This is a genomic window from Variovorax sp. AC103, from assembly GCF_979254005.1.
Genome location: NZ_CEEDFC010000030.1, coordinates 16273 through 42324, shown reverse-complemented (window position 1 = coordinate 42324; position 26052 = coordinate 16273). Strand labels below are relative to the sequence as shown.

Below are 26052 nucleotides of genomic sequence, written 5' to 3'. Positions count from 1 at the left end.
TATGGCCGTCATAGGGAAAGCCATTTGTCCCTGCGCAAGCCAGGCGCGGCTGCTGATTTTATAATCACGCGCATGTCAGTCTGGGCTCTCGGCTTGAACCACACGACCGCGCCGCTTGATCTGCGCGGTCGTTTCGCGTTCGCGCTCGATCAGATCGCCCCCACGCTGCAGAGCTTGCGCAGCTCTTTCGGCACCGGCCGCCACCCCCAGGTCGAAGCCGCGATCATCTCCACCTGCAACCGCACCGAGATCTACTGTGCCTCGGAGCACATCGCGCTCGACCACACCTTCGGCTGGCTGGCGCAAAGCGGCGGCGTGGCCCCGGCCCTGCTGCGCTCGCATGCCTACACCCTGCATGACGACGAGGCTGCGCGCCATGCCTTCCGCGTGGCCAGCGGGCTCGACTCCATGGTGCTGGGCGAGGCGCAGATCCTCGGCCAGATGAAGGACGCCGTGCGCGCCGCCGAAACCGCCGGCGCGCTCGGCAGCACGCTCAACCAGCTGTTCCAGCGCTCGTTCGCCGTGGCGAAAGAGGTGCGCACCGCCACCGAGATCGGCGCCCACTCCATCAGCATGGCCGCCGCCGCGGTGCGCCTGGCCGGCCAGCTGTTCGAAGACCTGCGCAAGACGCGCGTGCTGTTCGTCGGCGCCGGCGAAATGATCGACCTCGCGGCCACGCACTTCGCGGCCAGGGAACCCAAGTCGATCGCCATCGCCAACCGCACGCTCGAACGCGGCGAAAAGCTGGCCTCGCGCTTCGGCGGCGAAGCGATGCGGCTGGCCGACCTGCCCGCGCGGCTGGCCGAGTTCGACATCGTCGTGAGCTGCACCGCCAGCACGCTGCCGATCATCGGCCTGGGTGCCGTGGAGCGCGCGCTCAAGGCGCGCAAGCACCGCCCGATGTTCATGGTCGACCTGGCCGTGCCGCGCGACATCGAGCCCGAAGTGAAGGCCCTCGAAGACATCTACCTCTACACGGTGGACGACCTCGCCCAGGTCGTGCAGCAGGGCCAGGCGAATCGCCAGGCCGCGGTGGCGCAGGCCGAAGTCATCATCGACGCCGGCGTGCAGAGCTTCATGCACTGGCTGGACCAGCGCGGCACCGTGCCGCTGATCCAGCAGCTCAACGCGCAGACCGACGAATGGCGCGCCGCCGAGCTGGCGCGCGCCCGCAAGCTGCTGGCCAAGGGCGAATCGGTCGAAGCCGTGCTCGAAGCCATGTCGCGCGGGCTCACGCAAAAAATGATGCATGGCGCCATGGCCGAGCTGCACGCGGGCGACGCCGCCTCGCGCGAGCAGACGGCGCAGACCATCTCGCGCCTGTTCCTGCGCAAAGAGCGTTAGCGACGCGGGCCACCGCCCGGCCCCGTGGCCGCAGCTTCCTTGCGCCCTGCAATCGCACGGCCGCAACCCCTCATTTTTCCGAGTCCCCTTCCGCCGTGAAATCCTTTCTGCGCCATCAACTCGAACGCTACGTCCAGCGCCTGGGCGAACTCGACTTCCTGCTCTCGCGCGAGGACATCATGAGCGACATGGCGCAGTACCGCACCATCTCGCGAGAGCACGCCGAGATCACGCAGATCGCCGGCCGCTACGAGCGCTACAGGCAGCGCGAGGCCGACATCGCCGGTGCGAAGGAGATGCTCGACGACCCCGACATGGCCGAGATGGCGAAGGAAGAAATTTCAGGCGCCGAGGCCGAGCTGCTCCAGCTCGAAGAGGAGCTGCAGCGCCTGCTGCTGCCCAAGGACCCCGACGACGCGCGCAACGCCTTCATGGAAATCCGCGCCGGCACCGGCGGCGACGAGTCGGCCCTGTTCGCGGGCGACCTGCTGCGCATGTACACGCGCTACTGCGAGCGCGCCGGCCTGCGCTGCGAGGTCGTGAGCGAGAGCGCGAGCGAGCTCGGCGGCTACAAGGAAGTGGTGATCCGCATCGTCGGCGACGACGTCTTCGGCAAGCTGCGCTTCGAATCCGGTGGCCACCGCGTGCAGCGCGTGCCGGCGACCGAGACGCAAGGCCGCATCCACACCAGCGCCTGCACCGTCGCCGTGCTGGCCGAGCCCGACGAGACCGTGGCGGTCCAGATCAACCCGGCCGACCTGCGCATCGACACCTATCGCGCGAGCGGCGCGGGCGGGCAGCACATCAACAAGACCGACTCGGCCGTGCGCATCACGCACATCCCGACCGGCATCGTGGCCGAGTGCCAGGACGACCGCAGCCAGCACCGCAACAAGGCCAAGGCGCTGCAGGTGCTGTCGGCGCGCATCCAGGAAAAGGACCGCAGCGAGCGCGCCGCCAAGGACGCGGCCATGCGCAAGGGGCTCATCGGCAGCGGCGACCGCTCCGACCGCATTCGCACGTACAACTTTCCGCAGGGGCGGCTCACCGACCACCGCATCAACCTCACGCTCTACAAGCTGCTGTCCATCATGGAAGGCGACCTGGGCGACGTGCTGGACGCGTTGCGGGCCGCGCGCGAGGCCGAGCAGTTGGCCGAGCTGGAATCGAGCCTGCCGGCGTGATGGGCACCGAAAACCCGTTGCCCTCGACCGTGGCGCAGGCGCTCGCGGCGGGCGTCGCGCTGGGCGTGGACCGGCTCGACGCACAGCTGCTGCTTCTGCACGCCCTGGGCCGCGCCCCGCACGACCGCGCCTGGCTGCTCGCGCACGACACCGATGCAATGCCCAGTGCCGCGTGGTCCGCACTGGCCGCGCAGCTGTCGCGCCGCCTGGCGGGCGAGCCGGTGGCCTACCTGCTGGGCGAAAAGGAATTCCACGGGCTCGACCTGCGGGTCGATGCGCGCGTGCTGGTGCCCCGCCCGGACACCGAGACGCTGGTCGAATGGGCCCTGCAGTGCCTCGAAGGCCGCGCCGCGCCGCGCGTGCTCGACCTGGGCACGGGAAGCGGCGCGATCGCGCTGGCCCTGCAGCACGCCCGCCCCGACGCACAGGTCGATGCGGTCGACGCCAGCGCCGACGCGCTTGCGGTGGCGCTGGCCAATGCCCGGCGCCTCGGCCTGCCGGTGCGCTTCGCCCAGGCGAACTGGCTCGATGGCGCGGGCAGCGGCTACACGGTCATCGCCAGCAACCCGCCTTACATCGCCGCTGGCGACCCGCACCTGCCCGCCTTGCGCCACGAGCCGGTTTCCGCGCTGGTGGCGGGGGCCGACGGCCTCGACGACATCCGCCGGATCGTGCAGCACGCCCCCGATCACCTCGCACAAGACGGCTGGCTGCTGCTCGAACACGGCCACGACCAAGCCCCGGCGGTGAGGCAGCTGCTCGCCGGGCGCGGTTTTGCCGAGGTGCAAAGCCGCGACGACCTTGCCGGCATCCCGCGCTGCTCGGGCGGAATCTGGCGCGCGGTGAAATAATCCCCTCAGCCCACTTTTCAGGAGTTCCCCATGTCCGACGCTCAGCAACGCATCGACGATCTCGTCAAAACCAACGAACTCGTGCTCTTCATGAAGGGGAATGCGAGTTTCCCGATGTGCGGTTTCTCGGGCCGCGCCATCCAGATCCTGAAGGCGGTCGGCGTCGACACCAAGGCGCTCAAGACCGTCAACGTGCTCGAAGACGACGGCATCCGCCAGGGCATCAAGGAATACAGCAACTGGCCCACCATTCCGCAGCTGTACGTGAAGGGCGAGTTCATCGGCGGCTCGGACATCATGATGGAGATGTACGAATCCGGTGAGCTGCAGCAAGTGGTGAACGGCAGCCCCGCCTGATTTCACGAGGACTGCAATGAGCCACGATCACGGCCATTCGCACACTCACGACGACCATCCGGGCGATTCGGCCGAACCGGCCTGGAAGCACGACGGCGTGCGCGTGGTCGCGGCCAACCAGCTCGACGTCAATACCGCGCAGACGCCCGGCATGAACCGGGCGGCAGCCATCAACTTCGCGCGCGTCGGCGCACAGAAGCTGTGGGCCGGCACGGTGACCATCCACGCCGATGCCAAGACCGGCGCCCACCACCACGGCCACCTCGAATCGGTGATCTACGTGGTGCGCGGCCGGGCTCGCATGCGCTGGGGCGAGAAGCTTGAGTTCACGGCAGAGGCCGGACCCGGCGATTTCATCTACGTGCCGCCTTTCGTGCCGCACCAGGAAATCAACGCGAGCGCGACCGAGTCGCTGGAATGCGTGTTGTGCCGCAGCGATGGCGAAGCGGTGGCTGTGAACCTCGACATCGAACCCGTCGAAAAGCCCGAATCGGTGCTGTGGGTCGACCCCACGCACCCGCACGGCGGCGTCTGAGCGCTTTTCCGGGGCCGAGTCATGGCACCATGGCGCTCTTCGCCGTGCCACCATGAACCTGACCCAAAGCCTGCTCATCATCGTCTTGCTGATCGCGTTGAGCGCGTTCTTCTCCCTCGCCGAAATCACGCTGGCCGCCTCGCGCCGCCTGCGCCTGCGCCAGATGGCCGACGAAGGCGACCCGCGGGCGGAAAAGGTGCTGCGCGTGCAGGAGCAGCCAGGCCACTACTTCACGGTGGTGCAGATCGGCCTGAACGCCGTGGCCATCCTCGGCGGTGTGGTCGGCGAGGGCTCGCTCAGCCCCTACTTCGCGGTGTTCTTCGAGCGCTGGTTGAGCGTCGAGGCCTCCGCCAACTTCGCGTTCCTGTGCTCGTTCGTCATCGTCATCGCGGTGTTCCTGGTGTTCGCCGACCTGTTCCCCAAGCGCCTGGGCATGAGCAATCCCGAACAGCTCGCGGTGCGCATGGTCGGGCCGATGCAGGTGCTCATCACCACCTTCAAGCCGCTGGTGTGGTTCTTCACCCGCTCGACCGACATGCTCTTCAAGCTGCTGGGCATGCCGCTGGTTCGCGACGACAAGATCACCTCGGCCGACATCCTGGCCATGACCGAAGCCGGCGCGCGTGCGGGCGTGCTCGCGGTGCGCGAGCAGCAGGTGATCGCCAATGTGTTCGAGCTGGAAACGCGCCTGGTGAGCAGTGTGATGACGGCCCGCGAGAGCATCGCCTGGTTCCTGCACGACGACCCCGAGTCGGTGCTGCGTGCGCGCATCGTGGCCGAGCCCTTCTCGGCGTATCCGGTGTGCGACGGCGACATCGACCACGTGCTGGGCTATGTCGACGCCAAGGACATGTTCCAGCGCGTGCTCAGCGGCCAGCCGCTGGCCTTCGACCAGGGGCTGCCGCTGCACAAGGCGCTGGTCATTCCCGACCGGCTCTCGTTGACCGAGGTCCTCGAGCAGTTCCAGCAGGCGCATGAAGACTTCGCGATCATCGTCAACGAGTACAGCCTGGTGGTGGGCGTGATCACGCTCAACGACGTGATGAGCACGGTGATGGGCGACCTGGTGACGATGCCCGACGAAGAGCAGATCGTGCGACGCGACGAGAACTCATGGCTCATCGACGGCATCACGCCCATCCAGGACGTGCAGCGCGCGCTGCACATCGACGAGTTGCCGCATTCGGAGGAATACGAAACGCTCGCGGGCTTCCTGATGGTGATGCTGCGCCGCGTGCCCAAGCGCACGGACAACGTGACCTGGGGCGGCTACACCTTCGAGGTGATGGACGTGGACAGCTACCGCATCGACCAGGTGATGGTCACGAAGGGCTCGGGCACCGCGAAGGCGCCGGCCGCCTGACGGGCGCTACAGGTTTCAGGCCGCCGAGCGGTCCTTGTCTTTCTCGCGCTCGCGTTCCTTGTCGTTGAACGCCCAGAGCCGCTGGTTCGCGAACACCGCGTTCGGGTACGGCGACTTGCCACGGCTGCCGTTGTAGCGGCCCAGCGTCATGTAGAGGTCGCCGTTCTCGCGGTCGAGGTAGTGGCGCAGGATCACGCAGCCGAAACGCAGGTTGGTCTGCATGTGGAAGAGCTTGGCCGAATCGCTGTCGCCGATCACGCGCGTCCAGAACGGCATGACCTGCATGTAGCCGCGCGCACCGGCGCTCGACACCGCGAACTTGCGGAAGTTGCTCTCGACCTGAACCAGCCCGAGCACCAGGCTCACCTCCAGCCCGGAGCGCTTGGCCTCGTACCACGCGGTTTGCAGGAACTCGATGCGCGAGGGCGCATCGGCCACCTTCTTCTTGAGCCGTTCGCTCATCTCGCCGAGCCAGCGCAGGTACGCCAGGCGAGCCTCGGTGTTCGCAAACTGGGGAACCGGGGGCGCCTTGTTGTGGATGGCCGAACTCAGCGCGGTGCGCACCGAGTCGATGAGCGGCTCCTCGATCTGCGCGCCGGCCAGGGCGGTCCGTGGCAGCGACAGCACCGTCAGGGCGCCCGCGCTCACGGCGCCGCCCAGGCACTGGCGCCGCGAGAGGCCGCCCTCAAGGCTCATGCAGCGAGCTTGCCGGTGATGAAGTCGGCGACGCCGGCCGACGGCACCTTGGTGGCTGCCGTGTCACGGCGGTGCTGGTATTCGAGCTGGCCCTCTTTCAGGCCGCGGTCGGAGATGACCACGCGGTGCGGCACACCGATGAGTTCCCAGTCGGCGAACATCGCGCCGGGGCGCTCGCCGCGGTCGTCGAGCAGCACGTCGACGCCCTTGGCGAGCAGCTCTTCGTAAAGCGCCTCGGCGGCGGTCTTGACCTCCGCGCTGCGGTCCATGCCGATCGGGCAGACCACCACGGTGAAGGGCGCGATGGCGTCGGGCCAGATGATGCCGCGCTCGTCGTGGTTCTGCTCGATGGCGGCGGCAGGCAGGCGCGTGATGCCGATGCCGTAGCAGCCCATCTCGAGAAACTGCGGCTTGCCGCCTTCGTCGAGATAGGTGGCATTCATGTCCTTGCTGTACTTGGTGCCGAGCACGAACACGTGGCCCACTTCGATGCCGCGCTCGATGGCCAGCACGCCCTTGCCGTCGGGCGAGGCGTCGCCGGCGACCACGTTGCGCAGGTCGGCCACGAGTTCGGGCTCGGGCAGGTCGCGGCCCCAGTTGACGCCGGTCATGTGGAAGTCGACCTCGTTGGCGCCCGTGATCCAGTCGGCCATGACGGCCACCTCGCGGTCGGCCACGAGCTTGACCGGCTTCTTCAGGTTCAGCGGCCCGAGGTAGCCGGGCTTGCAGCCGAAATGCTCGTCGATCTCGGCCAGGGTGGCGAAGCGGAAGCCCTTGTCCAGGCCCGGCAGCTTTCCGACCTTGATCTCGTTCATCTCGTGGTCGCCGCGCAGCAGCAGCAACCAGACCTGCGCGCCCTTGATGTTGCCGGCGGCGTCGACGATGTCGGTGGCCAGCACGAGCGACTTCACGGTGGTGGACAGCGGCACGCCGAGCAGCACGGCGACGTCCTCGCAGGTGCTCTTGGCCGGCGTGGGGGTCTTCTCGAGCGCCTTGGCGGCGGCGGGGCGCGGGCCGGCCGGTGCCAGCGCCTCGGCCTTTTCCATGTTGGCGGCGTAGTTGCTGTCGGGGCAGTAGACGATGGCGTCCTCGCCCGTCGCGGCGATCACCTGGAACTCTTCGCTCAGGTCGCCGCCGATGGCGCCGCTGTCGGCGGCCACGGCGCGGTAGCGCAGGCCGAAGCGATCGAAGATGTTGCGGTAGGCCTGCGCCATGACCTGGTAGCTGGCCTTGGCGGCGTCGAGGTCGCGGTCGAAGCTGTACGCGTCCTTCATGATGAACTCGCGTCCGCGCATGAGGCCGAAGCGCGGACGGCGCTCGTCGCGGAACTTGGTCTGGATCTGGTAGAAATTCCTGGGCAGCTGCTTGTAGCTGCGGATTTCCTGGCGCGCGATGTCGGTCACCACCTCTTCGCTGGTGGGCTGGATCACGAAGTCGCGGTCATGCCGGTCCTTGATGCGCAGCAGCTCGGGGCCCATCTTCTCGAAGCGGCCGGTCTCTTGCCAGAACTCGGCCGGCTGCACGACGGGCATCGCCATCTCGACGGCACCGGCGCGGTTCATTTCCTCGCGCACGATGGCCTCGACCTTTCGGATCACGCGCAGGCCCATGGGCATGTACGTGTAGATGCCCGTGCCGAGCTTCTTGATCATGCCGGCACGCGTCATGAGCCGGTGGCTCGCGACCTCGGCGTCAGCGGGCGCTTCCTTGAGGGTGGAGACAAAAAATCGGGAAGCTTTCATCGGGATCGTTCGGATGGATTCGCTGGACTCGAAAGTGGGAAGTGGGGGACTGCTCCCCCGGAGAGACCCTGAGAGCCTGGCATCGGCAGCTTGCCGGGGACACCCCGGCATGCATAATCGACTCAGTTCAAAAATTGGGGTTTGATTATGCTCGACCGGGACGGCTTCAGGCCCAACGTCGGCATCATCCTGCTCAACCAGAGAAACCAGGTTTTCTGGGGCAAGCGCATACGTACGCATTCCTGGCAGTTTCCGCAAGGCGGCATAGACCGCGGCGAAAGTCCCGAGCAAGCCATGTTCCGGGAACTGCACGAGGAGGTGGGTCTCCATCCGGAGCATGTGCGCATCGTTGCCCGTACCCGTGACTGGTTGCGCTACGAGGTGCCGGATCGGTTCATCCGCCGTGACGCACGGGGCCACTACAAAGGCCAGAAGCAAATCTGGTATTTGCTGCAACTTGTCGGTCACGACTGGGATCTGAACCTGCGTGCCACCGACCATCCCGAATTCGACGCTTGGCGCTGGCACGACTACTGGGTGCCGCTCGACGTGGTCGTCGAGTTCAAGCGCGGCGTCTACGAGATGGCGCTCACCGAGCTTGCTCGCTACCTGCCACGGCAGGATTTCCGAAATCGCTTCCTGCGCAGCAACGTGCGTGCTCGAGAGTTCGAGCGCCATTCGCTGGACGCCGGGGCGCCCCCCGGACTGGACCTGCCGCCCGGCGGCAGTTTCGATCCGCATCCCGACATTCCTTCCGCGAGCGATGAACCTCCTTCCCACCACAAAGCGCCCTTCCTTCCGACGCAACGCTGAACGGGTGCTTCTGCTTGCCTGCCTCGGCATCCTGGCTGGATGCGCATCGGGTCAATACGACACGGACAACCCCGATTGGGCCCAGTCGGGGATGCCGCTGCCGCCCAAGCGCTACGGCACCGAGAAAGAGTGGCAAGAAACCGCCGTGCCGCCGCCGCCGGCTTTCAGCGAAAACCGCCTGCTGCACATCCAGATGCCGCCGTACATGAGCCTGACCTTCGGTGTAGACCCCAGCACGATCGTCATCACGGACGACGGCATCGTGCGCTACGTGGTGGTGGCGCACAACCGCAGCGGACGTGCAGTCAATGCCTTCTACGAGGGTGTGCGCTGTTCGACAGCCGAAATGAAGAGCTATGCGCGCTTCAACAACGGCATCTGGCAAGAGACAGCGGCGCCGGAGTGGAAGCAGATCAACGCCATGAACTCCAGCTACACCCGTGCGCTGTCTACCCAGGCACTGTGCCGCGGCAATGCGCCGCGCTCCTCGGTGGGAGAAATGGTCCAGAACATCCGCAACCCGATTCGGGAAGTGCAGTAAACCGCGCTGCGCCGCGTCAATGAAAAACGGGGCCTCGCGCCCCGTTGTCGTTTTCAGCTCGGCATCAGCACCATGTTGTCGCGGTGGACCATTTCAGGTTCGGCGACATAGCCCAGCAAACGCTCGAATTCGGCCGAGGGCTTGCGGCAGAGCAGGCGCGCTTCCACGCTCGAATAGTTGGCCAGGCCCCGAGCCAGCTCGACGCCGTCGACATCGCGCACCGCGATCACGTCGCCGCGCGAAAACTCTCCCGACACGCTGGTCATGCCGATCGGCAACAGGCTCTTGCCTTCGGCGCGCACCTTGGCTGCGGCCCCCGCATCGACGACGACGGCGCCGCGCAATTGCAGATGGTCGGCCATCCAGCGCTTGCGGGCCTGGTGCTTGGCAGTTTGCGCCACCAGCAGCGTGCCGATGGACTCGCCGCGCGACAGGCGCAGCAGCGCGTCGGGCTCGCGGCCCCAGGCGATGACAGTGGAAGCGCCCGAACCGGCAGCGCGCTTGGCCGCGAGGATCTTGGTGATCATGCCGCCGCGGCCGATGCTGGAACCCGAACCACCGGCCATCGCCTCGAGCGCTGGATCGCCGGCGGCGGCCTCGTGCACGAACTTCGCGTCAGGGTCCTTGCGCGGATCGGCGGTGTACAAACCCTTCTGGTCCGTCAGGATCACCAGCGCGTCGGCCTCGACCAGGTTGGCCACGAGCGCACCGAGCGTGTCGTTGTCGCCGAACTTGATTTCGTCGTTCACGACCGTGTCGTTCTCGTTGATGACGGGCACGACCCCCAGCTTGAGCAAGGTGACCAGCGTCGAGCGGGCATTGAGGTAGCGCTCGCGATCGGCCAGGTCGGCGTGGGTCAGCAGCACCTGCGCGCTGCCGATTTCGTTCTCGCGCAGCTTGGTCTCGTACATCTGGGCCAGGCCCATCTGCCCGACGGCTGCTGCCGCCTGCAGCTCGTTGATTTCGTGCGGCCGCGTGCGCCAGCCGAGCCGCTTCATGCCCTCGGCAATCGCGCCGCTCGACACCATGACGACCTCGCGCCCGTCGCGCACCAGCGCCGCCAGTTGCCGACACCATTCGCCGATGGCCGCCTCGTCGAGACCACGGCCCTCGTTGGTCACGAGGCTGGAGCCCACCTTGACGACGATTCGGCGGGCATCCCGCAAGGCAGTGGATCCGGAGTTCGTGGTCATTTCTGGCAGTGCGATCTTGAATGCTGCGAGTTGTGCTGCTGTCTGTGTTTATGCAGCATCAGAGGGGCGATGCTGTGTTGTCGCTCAGGCGCTCTCGGGCGGCAACGGCGTGAAGCGCGGATCGACGACGACCGGCACCTGTTCGGCCAAATGCTGCGCCTTGACCTGCTGATAGACAGCCTGCACCAGGTGCTCGCAGCCTTCGCGCGTGAGTGCCGAGATTTCGAACACGGGCCCCTTGAAGCGCAGACGCTTCACGACGTCCTTGACCCGCGCCTGGCGCTCGTCGAGCGGCACCATGTCGAGCTTGTTGAGCACGAGCCAGCGCGGCTTTTCGTAGAGTGCGGCGTCGTACTTCTTGAGTTCGCCGACGATGGCCTTGGCCTGGGCGACCGGGTCGACAGCGTCGTCGAACGGCGCCATGTCGATCACGTGCAGCAGAAGGCGCGTGCGCTGCAGGTGGCGCAGGAAGAGATGGCCGAGGCCGGCGCCTTCGGCAGCACCTTCGATCAGGCCGGGAAGGTCGGCCACGACGAAGCTCTGTTCCGGACCGACGCGCACCACGCCAAGGTTCGGGTGCAGCGTGGTGAAGGGGTAGTCCGCAATGCGCGGGCGCGCATTGGAGATGGCGCTGATCAGCGTCGACTTGCCGGCATTCGGCATGCCGAGCAGACCGACGTCAGCCAACACCTTCAGTTCGAGCTTGACACTGCGCTTCTCGCCAGGCCACCCAGGCGTCTTCTGACGCGGTGCGCGGTTGATGGCGCTCTTGAAACGCATGTTGCCAAAGCCACCATCGCCGCCCTTGGCGATGGTGATGACTTCGCCTTCCTCCAGCAGCTCGAACAGGACCTCGCCCGTTTCCGCGTCGGAGATGATCGTGCCGACCGGCATCTTGAGCGTGATGTCGTCACCGGCGGCGCCGAACATGTCGGAGCCCATGCCGTGCTCTCCGCGCTTGGCCTCGTGGCGGCGCGAGTAGCGGAAATCGACCAGCGTGTTCAGGTTCGAATCGGCCACTGCGAAGACGTGGCCGCCGCGGCCGCCGTCACCGCCATTGGGGCCGCCGAATTCCTTGTACTTCTCATGACGGAACGACACGCAGCCGTTGCCGCCATCGCCGGCAGCGATGTCGATGAAGGCTTCGTCGACGAACTTCATGGGATGTCCAGTTTACAAATGAAGAAGCCCCGGCAATGCGGGGCCTCGGGTGATCGAAATGACTGCGAGGCTTACGCCGCGGGAGTCACGTTGACCGTGTGCTTGTTCAATGCACCCTTGAAACCGAACGACACATGGCCGTCGACCAGGGCAAACAGCGTGTGGTCCTTGCCCAGACCGACGTTCACGCCGGGGTGGAACTTGGTGCCGCGCTGGCGCACGATGATCGAGCCTGCGCTGATCAGTTCGCCGCCGAACGTCTTCACGCCGAGCATCTTGGGCTTGGAATCGCGCCCGTTTCGCGTTGAGCCGCCGCCTTTTTTCTGTGCCATGGAATGTGCTCCTTAGCCGGCGATCGCGCCGATTTGCAGTTCGGTGAACTGCTGGCGATGGCCTTGACGTTTCTGATAGTGCTTGCGACGGCGCATCTTGAAGATGCCAACCTTGTCGTGCTTGCCGTGCGACAGTACCGTGACTGTCACCGTTGCGCCGGACACCAGGGGCGTGCCAACCTTGATTTCAGCGCCGTTTCCGACAGCCAGAACCTGATCGATCACGATTTCCTGGCCTACGTCCGCAGCAATCTGTTCTACTTTAATTTTTTCGCCGGAAGCAACGCGATATTGCTTGCCGCCGGTTTTTATGACCGCGTACATGTAAACCTCTTAGAAATTGAGTCCCCACGGCGAATTCCGCAGAGCCCAAGATTATAGCGCGGTTTGCACTCGCCGCCCAGCCACAGGCCCGGCAGCATGGGGAAGCCACGGCGGCTCCCTATAATTTGGCATTTCCGGCCCTCCCTTCATAGAAGGGGGCCGCCATCATTTCCAGCAGCGCCCCGCGCCCACGCTTTGCCAGTTCCCGCCGCCGACACCTCCCCCACCGCCACTGTGCTGGACCTGATTGCAGGCGACATGGTCGAAGTCGACCGTGTGATTGCCCACCGCCTCGACACGGGCGTGCCGCTGGTCAGCCAAGTCTCGAAATACATCATCTCCGCGGGCGGCAAGCGCCTGCGGCCTGCGCTTTTGCTGCTGATGTCGGGGGCGCTGGGCTACACCGGCGAGCAACGCTTCAACCTGGCGGCTGTGGTGGAGTTCATTCACACGGCCACCCTGTTGCATGACGACGTGGTCGACGAGTCGACCCTTCGGCGCGGCCGGGCGACAGCCAATGAGTCCTTCGGCAACCCAGCGAGCGTGCTGGTCGGCGACTTCCTCTATTCGCGCGCTTTCCAGATGATGCTGGACGCCGACAACATGCGCGTGATGCAAATCCTGGCCGAGGCCACCAACATCATTGCCGAGGGCGAGGTGCTCCAGCTGATGAACATGCACGACGCGTCGCTGGACGAAGAGGCCTATCTGCGCGTGATCCGCTCGAAGACCGCCAAGCTTTTCGAAGCCAGCACCCGGCTCGCCGCCGTGCTCGCAGGCGCCTCTGCAGACACGGAGCAGGCATGCGCCACCTACGGCCAGGCGCTGGGTACCGCTTTCCAGGTGATCGACGACGTGCTCGACTACGCGGGCGATGCCCAGGAAACCGGGAAGAACGTGGGCGATGACCTGCGCGAAGGCAAGACCACGCTCCCACTCATCTTCGCGATGCAGCGCGGCACCCCTGCGCAGAGCGCACTCGTGCGTGCAGCCATCGAGGCTGGAGACACCGCCCAACTGGGAAAAATCGTCGAAATCGTTCGCGAAACGGGGGCGCTGGATGCGTCGCGTGCAGCGGCTGCCGCCGAGGCACAACGCGCGATTCACGCATTGAAAGACTTTCCGTCCAATTTGTACGCTTCAGGTTTGCTACAATTGGCGGCTCAGTTGCTTGAGCGACGTACCTGAACACCTCACTGAGTTGGCATCTAGGGCGATTACTTTTTTCTTGCAACCATCGGGGTGTAGCTTAGCCTGGTAGAGCGCTACGTTCGGGACGTAGAGGCCGGAGGTTCGAATCCTCTCACCCCGACCAGCCTTTGGCTGGCATAAATAAATGGCCGCGCCTGTTGCTGTATGGCGATTTACAGCGCAGGAGTGTTCAGCGATGATCGTGAAGCATTTTTTCACATCTTTTGCATTCGCTGAATGGCCGCTGCCGAACTTCCCGTCAAAGAACCTGCGCAGATTGCGCTCCCAGGGCTCGCACGTGCCCTGGTTTCGGCCGGCAAGCTTCCCGCCAAGTCCGCTGAGGACATTTATCAGAAGTCGCTGAGCGGGCGCACCAGCTTCATCGCCGAGCTCACCGGCTCTGGCGCCGTCTCGGCGGCCGATCTGGCCCACACGCTCTCGAGCGCCTTCGGCGCTCCGCTCCTCGACCTCGATGCGATCGATCCGCAGCGTCTGCCCAAGGACCTGCTCGACGTCAAGCTGTGCCACGCGTACCGCATCGTCGTCCTGAGCAAGCGCAACAACCGTCTGATTGTTGCAACAGCCGACCCGTCGGACCAGCAAGCGGCGGAAAAGATCAAGTTCGCATCCCAGATGGGCGTCGACTGGGTCATTGCGGAATACGACAAGCTTTCTCGAATGATCGAAGCCGCTGCAGTGAGCGCGGCGGAGACCATCAACAACATCGTCGGCAGCGAGTTCGAGTTCGACGAAGTCACTTCCGAAACTTCGAGCGAAGCCTCCGACCAGGCGATTGCCGAAGTCGAAGACGCGCCGGTCGTGCGCTTTCTTCACAAGATGCTGCTCGACGCGATCGGCATGCGGGCGTCGGACATCCATTTCGAGCCCTACGAGCACCAGTACCGCGTGCGGTTCCGGATCGACGGCGAGCTGCGCGAAATCGCCAGCCCGCCCACCGTCATCAAGGACAAGCTGGCGTCGCGCATCAAGGTCATCTCGCGGCTCGACATCTCCGAGAAGCGCGTGCCGCAAGACGGCCGCATGAAGCTCAAGATCGGCCCTGACCGCGTCATCGACTTTCGCGTGAGCACCCTGCCCACGCTGTTCGGCGAAAAGATCGTCATCCGTATTCTTGACCCCAGCAGCGCTCGCCTGGGCATCGATGCACTGGGCTATGACGCAGACGAAAAGGCGCGCCTGCTTCACGCCATCGGCCGCCCCTACGGAATGGTGCTGGTGACCGGCCCCACGGGCTCAGGCAAGACGGTGTCGCTGTACACCTGCCTGAACCTGCTGAATCAGCCGGGCGTGAACATCGCGACCGCGGAAGACCCCTCGGAAATCAACCTGCCCGGCGTCAACCAGGTCAACGTGAACGAAAAGGCGGGGCTCACCTTCGCGGCCGCGCTGCGCGCCTTCCTGCGCCAGGATCCGGACATCATCATGGTCGGCGAAATCCGCGACCTGGAAACTGCGGACATCTCGATCAAGGCCGCGCAAACAGGCCACCTGGTGCTCTCCACGCTGCACACCAACGACGCGCCGACCACGCTCACGCGGATGCGCAACATGGGCATCGCGCCATTCAATATTGCGTCCAGCGTGATCCTGATCACTGCGCAGCGCCTGGCCAGGCGGCTGTGCACCGTGTGCCGCGTGCCCACCGAAGTGCCGCGCGAAGCGCTGCTCGAAGCCGGATTCCAGCAAGAACAGCTGGACGGAACGTGGAAGCCCTATCGCCCCGTCGGCTGCTCCGCATGCAGCGGCGGCTACAAGGGGCGCGTGGGCATCTATCAGGTGATGCCGATCACGGAGGCGATCCAGGAAATCATCCTGCGCGACGGCAGCGCGCTCGACATCGCCCAGCAGTCCGAGGCCGAAGGCGTGCGCTCGCTGCGCCAGTCGGGGTTGCGCAAAGTCATGCAAGGTCTCACTTCGCTCGAAGAAGTGGTCGCCTGCACCAACCTGTAACGAACACACCGAGAAACCGGAGATCGAATGGCAACAGTGGCATCCCCCCGCTCCAAGCCCACGCACAAGGAGTTTGTCTTCGAGTGGGAGGGCAAGGACCGCAATGGCAAGATGGTGCGCGGCGAACTTCGGGCCGCCGGCGAGAACCAGGTGCAGGCGGCGTTGCGCCGCCAAGGCGTGCTTGCGTCGAAGATCAAGAAGCGCCGGATGCGCTCGGGCAAGGCCATCAAGCCCAAGGACATCGCGATCTTCACGCGCCAGCTGGCAACGATGATGAAGGCCGGCGTGCCTTTGATGCAGTCCTTCGACATCGTCGGACGCGGCAACGCGAACGCCAGCGTGGCCAAGCTGCTCAACGACATTCGCACCGACGTGGAAACCGGCACTTCGCTGTCGGCGGCCTTCCGGAAGTTTCCGAAGTACTTCGACAACCTTTACTGCAACCTGGTGGAAGCCGGCGAAGCCGCCGGTATTCTGGAAGACCTGCTGGACCGCCTTGCCACGTACATGGAAAAGACCGAGGCGATCAAGTCCAAGATCAAGTCGGCGCTGATGTACCCGACCTCCGTGGTCGTCGTGGCCTTCGTGGTGGTGGCCATCATCATGATCTTCGTGATTCCGGCGTTCAAGCAGGTGTTCACTTCTTTCGGCGCCGATCTGCCTGCGCCCACGCTGTTCGTGATGGCCATCAGCGAATTCTTCGTCTCGTACTGGTGGCTGATCTTCGGCGGCATCGGCGGAGGCCTCTACTTCTTCATCCAGGCGTGGAAACGCAATGAGCGTTTCCAGAAGGTCATGGACCGCGTCCTGTTGCGCATTCCCATCTTCGGCACATTGATCGAAAAATCCTGCGTGGCCCGCTGGACCCGAACGTTGGCAACCATGTTCGCCGCCGGCGTCCCCTTGGTCGAAGCCCTCGACTCGGTGGGCGGGGCCTCGGGCAACAGCGTCTACGGCGACGCCACGGCGAAGATCCAGCAGGAGGTTTCCACCGGCACCAGCCTCACCGCGGCCATGACCAATGCCAACCTCTTTCCCTCGATGGTCATCCAGATGACCGCCATTGGCGAAGAGTCCGGCTCCATCGACCACATGCTGGGCAAGGCGGCCGACTTCTACGAGTCCGAGGTGGACGACATGGTCGCGGGCCTGTCGAGCCTGATGGAGCCCATCATCATCGTGTTCTTGGGCACCATCATCGGCGGCATCGTGGTCTCGATGTACCTGCCCATCTTCAAGCTCGGCCAGGTCGTCTGATGCTCGTGTCGAGGGAATTCGACACCGCGTTCGCCGGTGTGCTGGGGCTATTGATCGGCAGTTTCCTCAACGTCGTCATCTACCGCACGCCGGTGATGATGTACCGCGACTGGCTCGCCGACGCCGTCGCGAACCTCATGTCGTCGAAGGATGCCCCCTCGCTGTGGTCGCTGGCCTTCGGTTCGAAGGTCGCGCCCCCCGCCGGGCTGGAGGCAGCGGCCGACAAGGCCGCGGCGGTCATCGAAGCGCAGCCCCCTTTCGACCTGGCGCGTCCCGCCTCGCGCTGCGGCGCCTGCGGCCACAGGATCCGCTGGTACGAGAACATCCCCGTGCTGAGCTACCTGGTGCTGCGTGGCCGCTGCGGCGCCTGCAAGACCGCCATCAGCCCGCGCTACCCGTTGGTCGAGCTCGTCACGGGCGCCCTGTTCGCCCTGTGCGCCTGGCGCTTCGGTGTCACGCCCGCGGGCGCGCTCTGGGCCGCCTTCGGCGCCTTGCTGGTCTGCCAGTTCCTGATCGATTTCGACACCCAGTTCCTGCCCGATTCGCTCAACTACCCCCTGCTGTGGCTTGGCCTGATCGGCGCGGCGGCGGGCTGGACCGGGGTGCCTTTGAGTTCAGCCGTCTGGGGCGCCGTGTTCGGCTACCTGAGCCTGTGGCTTGTGTACCATGCCTTTCGCCTGGTCACGGGCAAGGAGGGCATGGGCTATGGAGACTTCAAGCTGCTGGCTGCGCTGGGCGCCTGGCTCGGCGCCGACTACCTCATTGCGATCATCCTCGTCTCTTCGCTGGTGGGCGCCGTGATCGGCGTGACGCTGCGCGTGGCCGGCAAGCTGGCGCACAAGGACATCCCGATCGCCTTCGGCCCCTTCCTGGCCGGCGCGGGCCTCATCTGTCTGGTGGCGGGCCCGGGGGTCGTGAGGCAATGGATTCCGTTCGCCTTCCCACTGGGCGCGTGGGTCCGTTGACGCCGGCCATGGTGCGGCGCATCGGCCTGACCGGCGGCATCGGCAGCGGCAAGAGCACGGTGGCCGGCCTGCTGGTGCGGCAGGGAGCCGTGCTGGTGGACACCGACGCCATTGCGCGTGCCATCGCACAGCCCGGGGGCGTCGCGATGCCTGCCCTGGAGGCCGACTTCGGCCCCGGCGTCATCGCCCCGGACGGCGGCCTCGACAGGGCCGCCATGCGCCGGATCGTGTTCGCCGATGCCGGCGCCAAGCGTCGCCTGGAAGCCATCCTGCACCCCCTCATCGGCACCGAAACCGAGCGCCAGGCCGCGGCGGCCGGCGACGATGCGGTGGTGGTCTTCGACGTTCCCCTGCTGGTCGAATCCGGCCGCTGGCGCACCCTCGTCGACCGGGTGCTGGTGGTCGACGCCACCGAGGAAACGCAAATGAAACGCGTGGTCGCACGCTCAGGCTGGGCACCGGAAGCCGTGCAGGCAGTCATCGCCCAGCAGGCCCCGCGCAAGGCGCGCAGGGCGGCCGCGGACGCGGTTATTTACAACGAGTCCCTGACCCTGGAGCAACTCGGGGCGCAGGTGTGGGGTCTCTGGGAACGTTGGGTTGCGGCGGGCACGCGATAATTTGGCATTGACGCCGCAGCGGCGACACGACGGTCACGTCAAACGGCGCACGCCTTAGCGCCCCTCACGATGCTTTTCAATTCGTATCCCTTCATCTTCGTTTTCTTTCCGCTGGTCCTGATCGGCTTCTTCCTGATCGGCGCGCGCAGTCCCCGAGCGGCGGCGGGTTTCCTGGCACTGGCCTCGCTCTTCTTCTACGGCTGGTGGAGCGTCAAGGCGCTGCCCCTGCTGCTGGGGTCGATCTGCATCAACTACTGGTTCGGACTGCGACTCACCCCCTCCCCTAGCCGGGAAGACAAGCACCGCAAGGCCCTGCTGATCATTGCGCTGGTGGTCAACCTCGGGGTGCTGGCGGTCTTCAAGTACGCCAACTTCTTCCTGGAAAACATCGATGCCGGCCTGGCCGCTGCCGGCTTCGCGCAGATCGACCTAGTGCACATCGTGCTGCCGATCGGCATTTCGTTCTACACGTTCACCCAGATCGCCTTCCTGGTCGACTGCTGGCAGGGCAAGGTGCAAGAGCGCAGCTTCGTCCACTATGCGCTGTTCGTGACCTACTTCCCGCACCTGATCGCGGGCCCGGTGCTGCATCACGCGCAGATGATGCCGCAGTTCAACAACCCGGCCACCTACAAATTCAACGCCAACCACATGGCGCTGGGGCTGGGCATCTTCGTCTTCGGCCTGGCCAAGAAGATGCTCATCGCCGACCCGCTGGGGCAGTACGCCGACATGATGTTCAAGGGCGTGCACGAAGGCGTTCTGCCCTCGCTGTACACCGCGTGGTTCGGCGTGCTGGCCTATACGCTGCAGATCTATTTCGACTTCTCGGGCTACTCGGACATGGCGGTCGGCCTGTCGCTGTGCGTGGGCGTGCAGCTGCCGCTCAACTTCCGCTCGCCCTACAAGTCGACCAACATGATCGAGTTCTGGCGCCGCTGGCACATCTCGCTGTCGACCTTCCTGCGCGACTATCTCTACGTGCCGCTGGGCGGCAACCGCAAGGGGCCGGCGCGCCGCTACATCAATCTTTTCCTGACGATGCTGCTGGGCGGCCTGTGGCACGGTGCCGCCTGGACCTTCGTGATCTGGGGTGCGCTGCACGGCGCGTTCCTGATGGTCAACCACTTCTGGAACGCCAAGGTGCGCCGCGGCAAGACCGGCAGCTCGGTGGCGGGCCGCGTGGTCGGCTGGTTCATCACCTTCCTGTGCGTCATGATCGCCTGGGTGGTGTTCCGCGCCGACAGCCTGACGGCCGCCATCGAGATCTACAAGGGCATGCTGGGCCTGCATGGCGCGCCGGTTTCGGCTTTCAGCGAATTCCGCGTGCCGTTCCGCAAGCCCGAGTTCTTCCAGACCCTCCTGGTGGGCCTGGTGATCTGCCTGGCGCTTCCGCCCACCATCACGCTCGACCGCTGGATTCCCAACGTCGCGGGCCTGGCCGGACGGCCTCACCTGCAGCGCGTGGCCACCTGGGTCGCCGGGCTGGGATGCGTCTATCTTTTTGGCCTGTGCGTGTCGAAGTTCGGCAACTACAGCCCGTTCCTCTATTTCCAGTTCTGACATGGAAGACACGACATCGGCCAAGACCTGGCTTCGCATCTTCGCCGCGGGTTTCCTGGTGTGCTGCGCGTTGCTGGTCGTCAGCTTGTTCACTCCCATTCCCTATGGCGACCTGACCCGGATCGGGCGCATCTCCGAACGCGAGTTCGGCTGGCACGCGCCGCCCCCGCCCATTCCGGACGCAGACGTCAAGACCTGGCCCATCAACGAATCCGACGTCCTGGTGATCGGCGACAGCTTCTCGGTGCGCTACGCCTGGCAGGCGTCCCTCGTGGGCGCGGGCTACAAGCTCACGACCACCCACTGGGACAACCTGGGCGGCGTGGTGTGCGGCGACTTCTCGGGATGGCTCGAGAAATCCGGCTTCAAGGGCAAGGTGGTGATCATCGAGAGCATCGAGCGCCTGCTCGAAGACCGCATCGAGAAATCCGAAGGCTGCAAGACGATGACGCACGCCTTCAAGCCCACGCCGCCGCCCTTCGAGAACCCGGCCAAGCCCGCACCCGGCTTCCAGCTGAATTGGGACGCCGAACTGCTCAGCGGCTGGTACACGTACCGCAACACCAAGGCCATCCTGCGCTCCGACAGCTGGACCAACACGCCCGAGCGCTGGGGCCCGCTGATCGATGCGCGCGTGGTACCCGACGGCTGCAAGCAGTTCAGCCACCACGCCTGCGACAAGCTGCTGATGACCGCCGAAGACCGGGTCAACGCCCCGCTGTCGGTCAAGTCCGCGCGCTTCATGAAGAACTTCGAGGACACGGCCGCGCCGTACAAGGTCGTGTGGATGGTGGTCCCCAACAAGAGCACGGTGTATTTGCAACAAAACCATGCCGACGAATTCAGGGCGGCGTTCAACCCGCAGAATATCGGGCCGGACCTTTTCGAGCTGGCGCAACAGCACCGCTTCAAGGTGATGGACCTTTTCCCCGCCAACGAGACCCATGTCTCGACCCGGGGTTACATTCTTTTCGGTCAGCGTATGCTGGAGGCTGTGCGCCAGGTGCTGCCCGCACCGCCTGCCAGACCGCAATGAGCTCGAACCTGACGTGAAAAAACGATACGCGTGATCCTCTACGAGTACCCCTTCAACGAGCGCATCCGCACCTATCTGCGGCTGGAGCACCTGTTTCGCCGGCTCGGCGAGCTGGTGCCCTCTGAATCGCCGCTGTCCCATCACTTCGCCCTTATCACGATCTTCGAGATCATGGACGTCGCCGCGCGGGCCGACCTCAAGGCCGATGTGCTGCGCGACCTGGACAAGCACAAGAACGTCTTCAACAGCTACCGAGGCAATCCGGCCATCGCCGAGGCCGTGCTCGACCAGGTCGTCGGCCAGCTCGAGCGCAACTTCACGACGCTCAACGGCGTGTCCGGCAAGGCCGGCCAGGCGCTCACGGAGAACGAGTGGCTCATGAGCATTCGCAGCCGTGCCGGTATTCCGGGCGGCACCTGCGAGTTCGACCTGCCGGCCTACTACGCCTGGCAGCATCGCCCCGCCAAGGACCGCCGCGCCGACCTTGAACGCTGGTCGAACACCCTGTCCCCGCTGGCCTCGTCGATCTACCTGCTGCTCAAGCTCCTGCGCGATGCCGATGTGCCCTACAAGGTCATCGCCACCCACGGCCAGTTCCAGCAGAACCTGCCGCAGGGCCGCAGCTTCCAGCTGCTGCGTTTGCGCATCGACCCGCGGCTGGGGTTGGTTCCCGAAATCAGCGGCAACCGTCTCATGGTGTCGGTGCGCCTCATGCGCCACGACAAGGACGACCGCCTGCACCAAAGCTCGGACGACGCGCCCTTCGAGCTGACCCTCTGCGCATGAACGCCGCGGTGGGAAGCATGAAGGCAAGCCAATGAGCAAGCTGAACGCGAACGGCGAGCGCATCGTGCGTTGCCCCACGTGCGGCGGCGACAGCATCTACGCGCCGAGCAACGCCTACCGGCCGTTCTGCAGCGCGCGCTGCAAGGGCGTCGACCTCGGCGCCTGGGCCAGCGAAGAGTTCCGCATGCCGGCCGAGGCGCCACCCGACGACGACCCCTTCGGCGATCCGAAGATCCAGTAGCAGCCGCCAGGGCGCGGGCTACTTGCCGTCCGTTCCCTCGTCCAGCAGCGCGGGGTCGATGTACGTCGCGAAGCTGCGCGCATACCGCGGCCGCAGATGCCCGATGTCCTTGTAGGCCGGCGAGCCGTCGTCCGGCATGCTGCGGATGCACTGGCCGTCCGCGCACAAGCTGTCGAACGGCGCAATGACCTGCGCCCCGTTGGCTTCGGCCACCTGTTTCAGCCGCGCATTGAACTGCGCCTGGTCCCGCGGCATCGGCGCTTTCAGCTGCCCGCTGGCGGCCGTCATGCCGCCGAGCCGGCTGCCCTGGATCTGCCCGAGCGGATCGAAATCCATGCCGACCGGATTGCCGAGCACCAGGTAGACCTTCTTGTGCGCCGACAGGCGCTTGAGCACCTCGCCCAGCGACTTCAGCGACAGGTCGACGCCGTCTCCACCGAGGAACGGGTGCACCGCCTTCTTGTCGTCCACGAAATAGTTCACCGTGGGCCCGGCACCGGTGAAGTAGCAGCTCCAGCAGGCCCCGATCACCACCGAATCGATCTCCGGCTTGAGCGCCAGGTCGAGCACCGCCGCACGCCGCTCGTCGCAGCTGGTGTCGCTGCCGCTGAACAGCCCCGGCACCGGCGGGCAGGAGCCCTTGGTCGCGAAGTAGACGGTGCGGGCCTTGCCGGGCTGCGTGCGCATCAGCTCGAGCGCGCGCGGCGCGTACTGCTCGACGTGGCTGTCGCCTATCAGCAGCACGTTGTGCCTGCCGCTGCCGGCGCGGTAGACGAACTGCCCGCCCAGCGCGGACTCCTCGAAGCCGCCGTAGTAGTTGTCTTCGCGCGTGGCATCGGCCACCGCCTGCAGTGCCGGGCTGTCGTTGCGTGGCAGCGGCGTGCCCAGGAACACCAGCACGCCGGCCAGCGCCAGCGCCGCGCCGCCGCCCGCCAGGCCGCGCAGCATGCCCTGCGACAGATGCAGCTTCACGAAGCGCTCCAGGAAGCGGTAGGTGGCCCAGGCCAGGACGACGGACGCCACCACCATCGCGATGCGCATCTGCAGCGAAGGCTCGCCACCCGCGACGATGCGTGCGTACGACAGCAGCGGCCAGTGCCACAGGTACAGCGGGTAGCTGATCAGGCCGATCCACACCATCACCCGGTTCGACAGCAGGTAGCGGTTGAGCACGCCGTTCGGTCCCGCCGCGATGCAGCTTACCGCGCCCAGCACAGGCAGCAGCGCCCACCAGCCCGGGAACGCCTTGGTGCTGCGCGTCATGAAGAGCCCCAGCACGATCAGACCCACGCCAGCCACCGACTGCACATGCTTCGTCCAGGCACGCGAATCCGCGGTGCCCGCCGGCGCACCCGTGGCCTGCAGACGCATGGCCGCCAGCAGCCCGCCGGCCATCAGTTCCCATGCGCGCGACAGCGGCGAATAGAACGCGGCCGCGCGGTGCGGCTGCACCGTGAGCACGTTGACCAGGAAGGAGATCGCGGCCACGGCCAGCGTCAACCGAAGAATCGGCCAGCGCTTGCGCCAGGCCAGGCCCAGCAGCAGCGGCCAGAAGATGTAGAACTGCTCCTCGATGCCCAGCGACCACAGGTGCAGCAGCGGCTTGGTCTCCGCCGTGGCGTCGAAGTAGCCGGCTTCGCCCAGGAAGACCAGGTTGGCGAAGAAGGCGGCCCCGCCGGTGGTCTGCTTGCCCAGCTGGGAGAACTCGCCCGGCAGCAGCACGTACCAGCCGAAGGCCAGCGTGGCCAGCAGCACCAGCACCAGCGCGGGAAAGATCCGCCGGATGCGCCGCGCATAGAAGTCGCGGTAGCTGAAGTCGCCCGCGGCCAGGCTCTGCAGAAGAATGGTCGTGATCAGGAAGCCCGAGATCACGAAGAAGATGTCGACCCCGATGAAGCCGCCCGGCAGCAGGCTCGGAAACGCGTGATACGCCAGCACCGAGCCCACCGCGATGGCGCGCAGGCCGTCAATGTCCGGGCGGTACTTGGGATGCATGGCTCGCAAAGGCGCGCTCAGCGCGCCGGCTGTGGCGCGGCGGCAGGCGCTGCGCGCACCGTCCGGTCGAAGTAGCTGGCCTCTTCCCGCGTGTAGCGCGGGCGCAGGTGGTCGGCGTCCTTGTACGCGGGCGCGCCGTCGGGCAGCGTGCGCAGGCACTGGTCGTCCTTGCACAGCACCGCCATCGCATCGATGGGTTCGGCGCCGGCGGCCAGCGCAATCGCGCGCAACCGGTCGTTGAGCTGCTTCTGGTCGGCCGGCAGCGGCGCGGTCGGCGTCGAGCGCGTGGCTTCCATGTGCGTGAGACGGCTGCCCTCGATCAGGCGCTTGGGCTCGAACTCGGGACCGCCCGGGTTGTCGAGCAGCAGGTAGACCTTCTTGTGCCGTGCCAGCTCGCGCAGCGTGAACTCCATCGAAGCCAGGGCGCGCTCGATGCCGTCGCCGCCCTGGAACGGATGGACCTTGTTGTCGGCGTCGCGGAAGTAGTAAGCCAAGGCACCCTGCCCCACGAAGTAGCAGTTCCAGCAGCCGCCGATCACCACCGAATCGACCTGCGGGCCCAGCGCGTAGGCCAGCATGGCGTCGCGCCGCTCGGCGCAGCCGATGTTCTTGTCCGCATGCACACCCGGTACGGCCGGACATGCGCCCTGGGTGGCGAACCAGGCCGACGTGTCCGCGGGCATGGCCAGCGTGCGCGCCAGTTCCATCACGCGGGGCGCGTACTGCTGGATGTGGCTGTCACCCAGGAGCAGCACCCGCTTCGGCCCGCCCCCGACCTTGTAGATCAGCTGCTCGCCGATCTGGTCGAGCTTGAAGCCGTGGTAGTAGTCGGCGTCCAGCGTGGCATTGGCCACGACCTGCAGCCGGGCGCTGTTGTTGCGCGGCTCGGGCAGGCCGAAGAAGATCGCGGCGCCTGCCACGGCCACCAGTACCATGCCGCCGCCCAGCAGCTTGAGCGTGCCGGTGCCGGGACGGTTTCGCGCGAAGCGCTCCACGAAGCGGTAGGTGGCCCAGGCCAGCAGCACGCTCGCCACCATCGCGCCCGCGCGGTAGACCGGCGACGGATGCAGCGGGTCGGCCTCCACGATGCGCACGAACGCCAGCAGCGGCCAGTGCCACAGGTACAGCGGGTAGCTGATGAGCCCGATCCACACCATCACCCGGTTGGACAGCAGGTACTTGTTCAGCACGCCCGCGGGGCCGGCGGCAATGCAGCTCACCGCGCCCAGCGTGGGCAGCAACGCCCACCAGCCGGGGAACGCCTTGTTGCTGCGGATCATCACCAGCCCCAGAACGATCAGCCCCACGCCCAGCACCGACTGCGCATGGCTGCGCCATGCGTTCGGGGCCGGCGGTTTCAGCCGCATGCAGGCCAGGATGCCGCCCACCATCAGCTCCCAGAAGCGCGAAGCCGGCGAATAGAACGACGCCGCCGGCAGCGGGTGCACCGTGGCCACGTTGATCACCAGCGACACCGCCGCCACGGCCAGCACCACGCGCACGATCGGCCAGCGCTTGCGCCAGGCCAGGCCCAGCAGCAGCGGCCAGAAGATGTAGAACTGTTCCTCGATGCCCAGCGACCACAGGTGCAGCAGCGGCTTGGTCTCGGCGGCCGTGTCGAAGTAGCCCGACTCGCTCCAGAACACCAGGTTGGCAACGAAGGCCGAGCCGCCCACGGTCTGCTTGCCCAGTTCCGCGAACTCGTCGGACAGCAGCAGGTACCAGCCGGCGGCCAGCGTGGCCAGCAGCACCACGATCAGCGCCGGAAAGATCCGCCGGATGCGCCGCGCGTAGAAGTCGCGGTAGCTGAAATCGCCCGCCGCGAGGCTTTGGAGAATGATGGTCGTGATCAGGAAGCCCGAGATCACGAAGAAGATGTCCACGCCGATGAAACCGCCCATCAACGCCGTCGGAAAGGCGTGATACAGCACCACCGAGCCCACCGCGAGCGCGCGCAGGCCGTCGATGTCCGGACGGTACTTGGGATGCATCAA

At 65.9% G+C, this 26052-nt stretch carries 25 protein-coding genes and 1 tRNA gene; 18 read left to right on the top strand and 8 right to left on the bottom strand.

Going from position 1 to position 26052, the window contains the following annotated elements; all coding sequences use genetic code 11:
- Positions 1–72: 72 nt before the first annotated feature.
- The 6 genes from hemA to paeA all read left to right on the top strand — a co-directional run bounded on the left by hemA (position 73) and on the right by paeA (position 5634).
- Positions 73–1344 (top strand): glutamyl-tRNA reductase, encoded by a 1272-nt coding sequence (gene hemA / locus AC0IYU_RS31460; protein WP_472125372.1) that lies wholly within the window; start codon positions 73–75, stop codon positions 1342–1344.
- A gap of 95 nt (positions 1345–1439) precedes the next feature.
- Positions 1440–2528, top strand: coding sequence for a peptide chain release factor 1 (gene prfA / locus AC0IYU_RS31455; protein WP_472125369.1), 1089 nt, complete (start codon positions 1440–1442; stop codon positions 2526–2528).
- Positions 2528–3379 (top strand): peptide chain release factor N(5)-glutamine methyltransferase, encoded by an 852-nt coding sequence (prmC, locus tag AC0IYU_RS31450; RefSeq protein ID WP_472125428.1) that lies wholly within the window; start codon positions 2528–2530, stop codon positions 3377–3379. Before prfA ends, prmC begins: the two co-directional genes overlap by 1 nt.
- A 30-nt stretch (positions 3380–3409) precedes the next feature.
- Positions 3410–3736, top strand: coding sequence for a Grx4 family monothiol glutaredoxin (gene grxD, locus AC0IYU_RS31445; protein ID WP_093134857.1), 327 nt, complete (start codon positions 3410–3412; stop codon positions 3734–3736).
- Positions 3737–3752: 16 nt separating this feature from the next.
- Positions 3753–4271: a cupin domain-containing protein gene (locus AC0IYU_RS31440; protein ID WP_472125367.1), complete on the top strand. Its 519-nt coding sequence runs from the start codon at positions 3753–3755 to the stop codon at positions 4269–4271.
- Positions 4272–4323: 52 nt separating this feature from the next.
- Complete coding sequence (gene paeA, locus AC0IYU_RS31435; protein ID WP_472125365.1) at positions 4324–5634, top strand: polyamine export protein PaeA; 1311 nt, start codon at positions 4324–4326, stop codon at positions 5632–5634.
- Positions 5635–5649: 15 nt separating this feature from the next.
- On the opposite strand, the gene AC0IYU_RS31430 is transcribed toward paeA, so the two are convergent.
- Together AC0IYU_RS31430 and AC0IYU_RS31425 are read right to left on the bottom strand one after the other, a co-directional pair.
- Positions 5650–6330, bottom strand: coding sequence for a lytic transglycosylase domain-containing protein (locus AC0IYU_RS31430; protein WP_472125362.1), 681 nt, complete (start codon positions 6328–6330; stop codon positions 5650–5652).
- A complete protein-coding gene (locus AC0IYU_RS31425) occupies positions 6327–8072 on the bottom strand; it encodes a proline--tRNA ligase (protein ID WP_472125359.1) in 1746 nt (581 codons plus the stop codon). The genes AC0IYU_RS31430 and AC0IYU_RS31425 overlap by 4 nt, the downstream gene beginning before the upstream one ends.
- Before the next feature lie 147 nt (positions 8073–8219).
- On the opposite strand from AC0IYU_RS31425, the gene AC0IYU_RS31420 reads away from it, so the two are divergent.
- Positions 8220–8885, top strand: coding sequence for an RNA pyrophosphohydrolase (locus AC0IYU_RS31420; RefSeq protein WP_435437289.1), 666 nt, complete (start codon positions 8220–8222; stop codon positions 8883–8885).
- Positions 8836–9426 carry a CNP1-like family protein gene (locus AC0IYU_RS31415; protein WP_472125357.1) on the top strand — a complete coding sequence of 197 codons (591 nt, stop codon included), beginning with the start codon at positions 8836–8838 and terminating at the stop codon, positions 9424–9426. Before AC0IYU_RS31420 ends, AC0IYU_RS31415 begins: the two co-directional genes overlap by 50 nt.
- 53 nt (positions 9427–9479) lie before the next feature.
- Here AC0IYU_RS31415 and proB read toward each other — a convergent pair whose 3' ends face one another.
- From proB to rplU, 4 genes are all read right to left on the bottom strand, one after another.
- Positions 9480–10619: a glutamate 5-kinase gene (proB, locus tag AC0IYU_RS31410; RefSeq protein ID WP_472125354.1), complete on the bottom strand. Its 1140-nt coding sequence runs from the start codon at positions 10617–10619 to the stop codon at positions 9480–9482.
- 84 nt (positions 10620–10703) lie between these two features.
- Entirely contained in the window at positions 10704–11780 is a 1077-nt protein-coding gene (gene cgtA / locus AC0IYU_RS31405; RefSeq protein ID WP_472125351.1) for an Obg family GTPase CgtA, read from the bottom strand.
- A 71-nt stretch (positions 11781–11851) separates the two neighbouring features.
- Positions 11852–12112, bottom strand: coding sequence for a 50S ribosomal protein L27 (gene rpmA / locus AC0IYU_RS31400; protein ID WP_435437239.1), 261 nt, complete (start codon positions 12110–12112; stop codon positions 11852–11854).
- A 12-nt stretch (positions 12113–12124) separates the two neighbouring features.
- The gene (gene rplU / locus AC0IYU_RS31395) at positions 12125–12436 is read right to left on the bottom strand and encodes a 50S ribosomal protein L21 (protein ID WP_042578903.1); all 312 of its coding nucleotides are present in this window, start codon (positions 12434–12436) and stop codon (positions 12125–12127) included.
- Between the two features lie 195 nt (positions 12437–12631).
- Here rplU and AC0IYU_RS31390 point away from each other — a divergent pair, with 195 nt between their 5' ends.
- The 10 genes from AC0IYU_RS31390 to AC0IYU_RS31345 all read left to right on the top strand — a co-directional run bounded on the left by AC0IYU_RS31390 (position 12632) and on the right by AC0IYU_RS31345 (position 22063).
- Entirely contained in the window at positions 12632–13624 is a 993-nt protein-coding gene (locus tag AC0IYU_RS31390) for a polyprenyl synthetase family protein (protein ID WP_435485231.1), read from the top strand.
- Positions 13625–13674: 50 nt separating this feature from the next.
- Positions 13675–13751 (top strand) — tRNA-Pro (locus AC0IYU_RS31385).
- Positions 13752–13864: 113 nt separating this feature from the next.
- Positions 13865–15598 carry a type IV-A pilus assembly ATPase PilB gene (gene pilB / locus AC0IYU_RS31380; RefSeq protein ID WP_472125349.1) on the top strand — a complete coding sequence of 578 codons (1734 nt, stop codon included), beginning with the start codon at positions 13865–13867 and terminating at the stop codon, positions 15596–15598.
- A 27-nt stretch (positions 15599–15625) separates the two neighbouring features.
- Positions 15626–16855 carry a type II secretion system F family protein gene (locus AC0IYU_RS31375; RefSeq protein ID WP_472125346.1) on the top strand — a complete coding sequence of 410 codons (1230 nt, stop codon included), beginning with the start codon at positions 15626–15628 and terminating at the stop codon, positions 16853–16855.
- Positions 16855–17820 carry a prepilin peptidase gene (locus tag AC0IYU_RS31370; protein ID WP_472125344.1) on the top strand — a complete coding sequence of 322 codons (966 nt, stop codon included), beginning with the start codon at positions 16855–16857 and terminating at the stop codon, positions 17818–17820. Before AC0IYU_RS31375 ends, AC0IYU_RS31370 begins: the two co-directional genes overlap by 1 nt.
- An 8-nt stretch (positions 17821–17828) precedes the next feature.
- Entirely contained in the window at positions 17829–18437 is a 609-nt protein-coding gene (gene coaE, locus AC0IYU_RS31365) for a dephospho-CoA kinase (RefSeq protein WP_472125341.1), read from the top strand.
- Positions 18438–18506: 69 nt separating this feature from the next.
- Entirely contained in the window at positions 18507–20000 is a 1494-nt protein-coding gene (locus AC0IYU_RS31360) for an MBOAT family O-acyltransferase (RefSeq protein ID WP_472125338.1), read from the top strand.
- Between the two features lies 1 nt (position 20001).
- Positions 20002–21036 carry a hypothetical protein gene (locus AC0IYU_RS31355; RefSeq protein WP_472125336.1) on the top strand — a complete coding sequence of 345 codons (1035 nt, stop codon included), beginning with the start codon at positions 20002–20004 and terminating at the stop codon, positions 21034–21036.
- Between the two features lie 30 nt (positions 21037–21066).
- The gene (zapD, locus tag AC0IYU_RS31350; protein WP_435485227.1) at positions 21067–21822 is read left to right on the top strand and encodes a cell division protein ZapD; all 756 of its coding nucleotides are present in this window, start codon (positions 21067–21069) and stop codon (positions 21820–21822) included.
- A gap of 31 nt (positions 21823–21853) precedes the next feature.
- Positions 21854–22063, top strand: coding sequence for a DNA gyrase inhibitor YacG (locus tag AC0IYU_RS31345; protein WP_472125334.1), 210 nt, complete (start codon positions 21854–21856; stop codon positions 22061–22063).
- A gap of 18 nt (positions 22064–22081) precedes the next feature.
- On the opposite strand, the gene AC0IYU_RS31340 is transcribed toward AC0IYU_RS31345, so the two are convergent.
- Together AC0IYU_RS31340 and AC0IYU_RS31335 are read right to left on the bottom strand one after the other, a co-directional pair.
- The gene (locus AC0IYU_RS31340) at positions 22082–24058 is read right to left on the bottom strand and encodes an acyltransferase family protein (protein WP_472125331.1); all 1977 of its coding nucleotides are present in this window, start codon (positions 24056–24058) and stop codon (positions 22082–22084) included.
- A gap of 17 nt (positions 24059–24075) precedes the next feature.
- Entirely contained in the window at positions 24076–26049 is a 1974-nt protein-coding gene (locus tag AC0IYU_RS31335; protein ID WP_472125328.1) for an acyltransferase family protein, read from the bottom strand.
- Positions 26050–26052: the final 3 nt, after the last annotated feature.

Bases quoted from the DNA above. Each gene is read 5' to 3' on its own strand.
- proB (WP_472125354.1), bottom strand. From the start codon at position 10,619: ATGACCACGAACTCCGGATCCACTGCCTTGCGGGATGCCCGCCGAATC.
- rplU (WP_042578903.1), bottom strand. From the start codon at position 12,436: ATGTACGCGGTCATAAAAACCGGCGGCAAGCAATATCGCGTTGCTTCC.
- AC0IYU_RS31370 (WP_472125344.1), top strand. From the start codon at position 16,855: ATGCTCGTGTCGAGGGAATTCGACACCGCGTTCGCCGGTGTGCTGGGG.
- prmC (WP_472125428.1), top strand. From the start codon at position 2,528: ATGGGCACCGAAAACCCGTTGCCCTCGACCGTGGCGCAGGCGCTCGCG.
- hemA (WP_472125372.1), top strand. From the start codon at position 73: ATGTCAGTCTGGGCTCTCGGCTTGAACCACACGACCGCGCCGCTTGAT.
- AC0IYU_RS31420 (WP_435437289.1), top strand. From the start codon at position 8,220: ATGCTCGACCGGGACGGCTTCAGGCCCAACGTCGGCATCATCCTGCTC.
- AC0IYU_RS31360 (WP_472125338.1), top strand. From the start codon at position 18,507: ATGCTTTTCAATTCGTATCCCTTCATCTTCGTTTTCTTTCCGCTGGTC.
- AC0IYU_RS31340 (WP_472125331.1), bottom strand. From the start codon at position 24,058: ATGCATCCCAAGTACCGCCCGGACATTGACGGCCTGCGCGCCATCGCG.
- AC0IYU_RS31440 (WP_472125367.1), top strand. From the start codon at position 3,753: ATGAGCCACGATCACGGCCATTCGCACACTCACGACGACCATCCGGGC.
- AC0IYU_RS31335 (WP_472125328.1), bottom strand. From the start codon at position 26,049: ATGCATCCCAAGTACCGTCCGGACATCGACGGCCTGCGCGCGCTCGCG.
- AC0IYU_RS31345 (WP_472125334.1), top strand. From the start codon at position 21,854: ATGAGCAAGCTGAACGCGAACGGCGAGCGCATCGTGCGTTGCCCCACG.
- rpmA (WP_435437239.1), bottom strand. From the start codon at position 12,112: ATGGCACAGAAAAAAGGCGGCGGCTCAACGCGAAACGGGCGCGATTCC.
- AC0IYU_RS31425 (WP_472125359.1), bottom strand. From the start codon at position 8,072: ATGAAAGCTTCCCGATTTTTTGTCTCCACCCTCAAGGAAGCGCCCGCT.
- coaE (WP_472125341.1), top strand. From the start codon at position 17,829: ATGGTGCGGCGCATCGGCCTGACCGGCGGCATCGGCAGCGGCAAGAGC.
- AC0IYU_RS31355 (WP_472125336.1), top strand. From the start codon at position 20,002: ATGGAAGACACGACATCGGCCAAGACCTGGCTTCGCATCTTCGCCGCG.
- cgtA (WP_472125351.1), bottom strand. From the start codon at position 11,780: ATGAAGTTCGTCGACGAAGCCTTCATCGACATCGCTGCCGGCGATGGC.
- paeA (WP_472125365.1), top strand. From the start codon at position 4,324: ATGAACCTGACCCAAAGCCTGCTCATCATCGTCTTGCTGATCGCGTTG.
- pilB (WP_472125349.1), top strand. From the start codon at position 13,865: ATGGCCGCTGCCGAACTTCCCGTCAAAGAACCTGCGCAGATTGCGCTC.
- grxD (WP_093134857.1), top strand. From the start codon at position 3,410: ATGTCCGACGCTCAGCAACGCATCGACGATCTCGTCAAAACCAACGAA.
- AC0IYU_RS31415 (WP_472125357.1), top strand. From the start codon at position 8,836: ATGAACCTCCTTCCCACCACAAAGCGCCCTTCCTTCCGACGCAACGCT.
- AC0IYU_RS31375 (WP_472125346.1), top strand. From the start codon at position 15,626: ATGGCAACAGTGGCATCCCCCCGCTCCAAGCCCACGCACAAGGAGTTT.
- AC0IYU_RS31430 (WP_472125362.1), bottom strand. From the start codon at position 6,330: ATGAGCCTTGAGGGCGGCCTCTCGCGGCGCCAGTGCCTGGGCGGCGCC.